The sequence below is a fragment of the Streptomyces sp. C genome, assembly GCF_000158895.1.
Lineage (GTDB): Bacteria > Actinomycetota > Actinomycetes > Streptomycetales > Streptomycetaceae > Streptomyces > Streptomyces racemochromogenes.
In genome coordinates, this window is the sequence record NZ_GG657750.1 from 1455527 (window position 1) to 1460157 (window position 4631).

Below are 4631 nucleotides of genomic sequence, written 5' to 3' on the forward strand. Positions count from 1 at the left end.
CTCAGCGTGGGGTTCTTCCGCCTCCTTCTGTTGGGGACGGACATGACCGATGCGGTCAGGGGCCTGCCCGGGGACATGTGCCAGTGCCCGCACTGGGGGTACCTGCTCAAGGGCCGGCTCAGGATGCGCACGGCGGACGGGGACGAGGAGTACGAGGCCGGTGACGCCTTCTACTGGGGGCCGGGGCACGTCCCCGTGGCCCTCGCCGACACCGAGTACGTCGACTTCTCCCCGACCGCGGAGTTCCGCGAGGTCATCGACCACGTGAAGGGCCAGGGCGGGTAGCGGCGGGCGCCCCGCCGGGAGCGCCCGGTACGGGCCGCGCACCGCGGACTCCGTACGGTCACCCCCGGCGGGGTGCCGGCATCAGCGGATGTAGGCGCGGCGCGCCGACTGCCCGGGGATCAGGGGCCGGGGCGGCAGCACGGCCGGCGGCCGGGGGGCGCCGGGGCCCTGGTAGCGGGCGGGGGCGCTGCGGGGCACCGGGTCGGGGGTCCGCCCGCCGGTGCCGAGGAGCCTGGCCGCGTGGGCCACGCTCGCGAGGGTGGCGTGGTGGTGCCAGCCGCGGAAGGAGCGGCCCTCGAAGTCGCGGATGCCGACGGGTTCGCAGGTCTCGGTGAAGTCCAGCGCGACCCGGTCGGTGAGTTTGGCCAGCAGGAAGAGCTGGGCGAGCGGCCGGTCGCCGATGTTGGTGATCCAGAACTCGGAGGGCAGCAGGGAGGTCTCGGTCCAGGCGCCCATCAGGAGCAGCGGGGCGGGCGGCGCGGGCGCGGGGCGTTCCTCGCCGGGGGTGGCGAGTATGGCGGCCGAGGTGAGCAGGGTCACCGCTCCCTCGGTGCGGCCGTGCCGGGTCCATTCGACGACCCGCCGCTGGGAGCGCAGCGAGTCGATCAGTTCGCGGGCGGGCGCGGTGTACGGCCCGGGCTTGTGGCGGCCGGTGCCGCCGAAGGAGACGGGCAGGGAGCCGTCGACCTTGAGGACGAAGGGGATGTCCTGGAGGGCGAAGGCGTCGATGGTCTGCGGGAGGTCGGTGTTGGAGACCTCCATGACGACCGGGCGGCGTTGCAGCTGCCAGGTCGCGGCCATGCGCTGTACGGCGTGCACGGCGTCCTGTGCGGGGGTGAGGGACCGTGCGGTGTCGGGGATCCCGGCCCGGCGGCGCAGCAGTTCGCCGGTCCACGGGGCGGGGAGGGTGAGGGTCCATTCGACGGGGAAGCCGGCCTCGCTGGAGGCGAGCCAGATCCCGGAGGCCTGCTGGCAGTTGGCGGTGCGGCCGAGCTGGGGTACGAACTGCCGGCCGACGCCCACGGAGCGGTCGCCGGCCTTCTCGATGACCATGGGCTGCACCACCCAGGCCAGCGGGCGCTGCGCGGTGCGTTCGATGTGCTGGGCGAGGGACCGGCGTACGGGGGTCCAGTCCCACGGTGATTTGCTGATGAACTGCTGGAGGCTCTGCTCGACGGAACTCGCCCCTGTTCCGGCGATGTTTCGGATTGTTTTCTTCCCGGTGGTGCGGACGAGCCCGTCCAGATAAACGCGGGCCCAGTTCCGCTGATCCCTCCTCGGTAAGGACTCGAAGAAAAGCGAGATCAAATCGTCGATCAATTCGGAGATTTCCCTGGTGGAATCCTCCGGCAGCACTGCGCGAACCATCTGGGCCTCCCCCGCGACCAAGACTAGATCCTTGACCCTACTGGACCGCGGAGAACGGCCGTAGGCCCCGGCGGCTACTTCCTGAGGTCGCTGGCAGATTCGAGCCGCTCTTCCTCTACCACGAGCGGGATCGGGATTTGGTTCGCCGCGTAGTAGAGGGCGATCAGGAAGTGTGCGACGAGAGTGAGAGGTGCCGAGAAGAAGGACAGAACGACGGTCAAGGGGTAGGCGACCGCGCCGAGCCCGAATCGGACGCGGGTGGCCCGGGCCCCTTCCTTGTCCACCGTTTCGTGGAAGAGGTGGCCGACCCTGGTGACGTACCACCAGAAGGCCAGGAAGGCGAGAGCGTACACGACGGTCCACGCGCTGTAGAGGATTGCGGCCACGTTGGCCGATTTCCCGTCGGTGAGGTGCTCGGCTAGCACGTTGGTGGTGTAGGGAATCACCGATACCACCATCAGTACCAGGAGATTCAGGAACAACAGCGGCCGGTCTACCCGCTTGAGGTGACTGAAGATCGTGTGGTGGTTCACCCACATCACGCCGATGATGAGGAAACTCACGATGTAGGCCGCGTAGTGCGGCCATTGCTCCCAGAGTCCGTGCCACAGCTCCGACCCCTGCTCTTCCGGAACCTTCAACTCCAGCACCAGAATGGTGATCACGATGGCGAATACGCCGTCGCTGAACGCCTCCACCCGGTTGGTTTCCTGCTCCATGGCCTCCCCTTCGTGAAATTCATTCACGCGTGCGGGGAGGGCGCGGTCTCCGCCCTCCCCGCTCACGCTACCCAGGAAAGGGCCGTCAGCTGCCGAAGCCGGCCGTCTGGCGCCAGATCCGGCCATCGCGGACGACGAGCGTCCCGAACGCGTTCTCCGGCTCGCCGTTCAGGTTCATGATCGCCCTGTAGAAGATGGTGTCCTCGGTCTCGATGTACTCCTGCAGTTCGACCAGCGTGGGCTTCAGGGTGAGATAGCCGGTGAACGTCTCGCGAACTGCCTCGATGCCCACCGACGCCCCCTCGAAGCGCAGCAGCACGGCGTCGTCGGTGTAGTTCTTCATCACCGCCTCGATGTCCAGGGCGGCCAGCGCGTCCATCTGGCGGACGAAGACCGGGTGCAGCCTGGCGATGTCGTACTTGGCCATGTTCGACTCCCTTTCAGGGTGTGGAGGTTGCTTCGGCTCCGGCGGGCGGTGCGGCGCAGGCGGCGGCCGCGTTCAGCGGCAGCCGGACGACCATCCGGGTCTCCCCCGGCCTGGAGCGGGCCGTGATCGACCCGCGGTGGCGCTGGGTCACGATGCGGTAGCTCAGGTGCAGGCCGAGGCCCGTGCCCTTGCCGACGTCCTTGGTGGTGTAGAAGGGCTCGAAGATCCGCGGCAGGGAGTCCGCGGGGATCCCGCGGCCGGTGTCCGTGATCTCCACGACCAGGGCAGGCCCCCTCGGCGCGCACCCGCAGGGTCAGGGTTCCGGAGCCCTCCATGGCCTCGGCCGCGTTGTCGACCAGGTTGGTCCACACCTGGTTCAGCTCGCTGGGGTAGCCGTCCAGTTCGGGCAGCCCGGCCTCGTACTCGCGCACGATGGTGATGCCCGGCAGCTTCGAACGCAGCACGATCAGGGTGTTCTCCAGGCCGTCGGGCACGGAGAACCGCTGCTCGGGGGCGCGGTCGAGGTTGGCGTAGTCCCGGGTGGCCGAGACCAGCTGGGAGATCCGGGGCCCGGCCGCGCGCAGCTCGGCGGCGAGCGAGCGGGCCTCCAGCAGCGCCGCCAGGTGGTCGAGGGCGGCGGGCAGGGCGGCCTCGCCGACGCCCTCCAGCCGCTCCAGCAGCCAGCCCAGCTCCAGCCCGAGGTCGGCGGCGCCGGAGCCGAGCAGCCCCGGGCGCTCCGCGCCGGCCTCCTCGGCCCAGTCGGCGATCTCCTCCTCGGCGCCCGCCTGGGCGAGCGGGTCGGTGGTGTCCGGCGGCGGGAGCTTGTCCAGTTCCTCGGCGAGCCGGTCCAGGACGGGGCGCTCCGCGCCGGCGGCGGCCGCGCCCCACGCGCAGGCGGTGGCGGTGAGCCGGTCCAGGGCGGGCGCCAGCTCCTGCGCGGCGCGGGCGACCGCCGCGGCCGGGTTGTTCAGCTCGTGCGCCAGGCCGGCGGCCAGGGTGCCCAGGGCCTCGACGGTGGCCCGTTTGCGGGCCTGGACCTCGGAGGACTTGATCCGCCAGGCCAGTACGGGGATCAGCACGGCGGCGACCCCGTGGCAGCGGGTCAGCATCTCGAAGAACACGGGCTTGGGATAGGCGACGACGGTGGTGGCGGGCCCGCTGGCGGACGCGGTGGCCACGTAGGAGCCGTCGGTCAGCAGGGGCAGTTCCCCGGTGAAGCGGTGCGCGGCGGAGGGTTTGCCGTCGTGGTCCTCGGCGGCCGCGCTCTCCTCCTCGGTGGAGTGCCGGGTGAGGACCTCCTCCCGGCCGTCGACGACCTTGGTGACGACGAGCCCGCCGGAGAGCAGGACGTGGAAGCCGGTGGCCTCCTCGCCGTCGCGGAAGAGGACCTCCCCGTCGGCGAGGACGCGCGGATCGGAGACGGAGGCCAGCCAGTCCAGCTGGTCCTCGGTGAGCTGCGCGAAGATCTCCAGTCCGCGCAGCGCCGTTCGCAGTTCTGCGGTGTTCATGCGGTGCTCCCCTCGGCCCTCGTGCGCGCGGCCAGCCGCAGGGTCGTCAGCAGGGCCAGCGCGCACACCACGGCGACGGCCGCCATGAAGCCGACCGAGGTGCGCTGCAGCCCGTGGATGTTGGTCAGGAGTCCGGCGAGGACCGCCGGGACGCTCATGGCGAGGTACGCGAAGACGTAGACGGCGGCGGTGAGTTCCCCCCGGTGCGCGGGCTCGGCGAGCGCGCTGAGGGCGCGGAAGGAGCCGAGGAAGGCGGCCCCCCAGCCGCTGCCGAGCACGGCGGTGGCGAGTTAAGCACGGCCGCGGAGCCGGTGCCCAGCGAGA

At 70.9% G+C, this 4631-nt stretch carries 6 protein-coding genes; 1 reads left to right on the plus strand and 5 read right to left on the minus strand.

What is annotated here, in order from left to right; all coding sequences use genetic code 11:
- The coding region (locus SSNG_RS06320) for a hypothetical protein (protein WP_063749874.1) at nucleotides 1–285 on the plus strand (285 nt) is incomplete at its 5' end.
- A gap of 81 nt (nucleotides 286–366) precedes the next feature.
- On the opposite strand, the gene SSNG_RS06325 is transcribed toward SSNG_RS06320, so the two are convergent.
- From SSNG_RS06325 to SSNG_RS06345, 5 genes are all read right to left on the minus strand, one after another.
- Nucleotides 367–1653 (minus strand): transposase, encoded by a 1287-nt coding sequence (locus SSNG_RS06325; RefSeq protein WP_007262977.1) that lies wholly within the window; start codon nucleotides 1651–1653, stop codon nucleotides 367–369.
- Nucleotides 1654–1727: 74 nt separating this feature from the next.
- A complete protein-coding gene (locus tag SSNG_RS06330; RefSeq protein WP_042800619.1) occupies nucleotides 1728–2372 on the minus strand; it encodes a TMEM175 family protein in 645 nt (214 codons plus the stop codon).
- An 85-nt stretch (nucleotides 2373–2457) separates the two neighbouring features.
- Nucleotides 2458–2799 (minus strand): nuclear transport factor 2 family protein, encoded by a 342-nt coding sequence (locus tag SSNG_RS06335; protein WP_007262979.1) that lies wholly within the window; start codon nucleotides 2797–2799, stop codon nucleotides 2458–2460.
- Nucleotides 2715–4307, minus strand: a complete 1593-nt coding sequence (locus SSNG_RS41880; protein WP_007262980.1) for a cyclic nucleotide-binding domain-containing protein — start codon at nucleotides 4305–4307, stop codon at nucleotides 2715–2717. The genes SSNG_RS06335 and SSNG_RS41880 overlap by 85 nt, the downstream gene beginning before the upstream one ends.
- Nucleotides 4304–4585, minus strand: a complete 282-nt coding sequence (locus SSNG_RS06345; protein ID WP_007262981.1) for a hypothetical protein — start codon at nucleotides 4583–4585, stop codon at nucleotides 4304–4306. Before SSNG_RS06345 ends, SSNG_RS41880 begins: the two co-directional genes overlap by 4 nt.
- Between the last annotated feature and the right edge of the window lie 46 nt (nucleotides 4586–4631).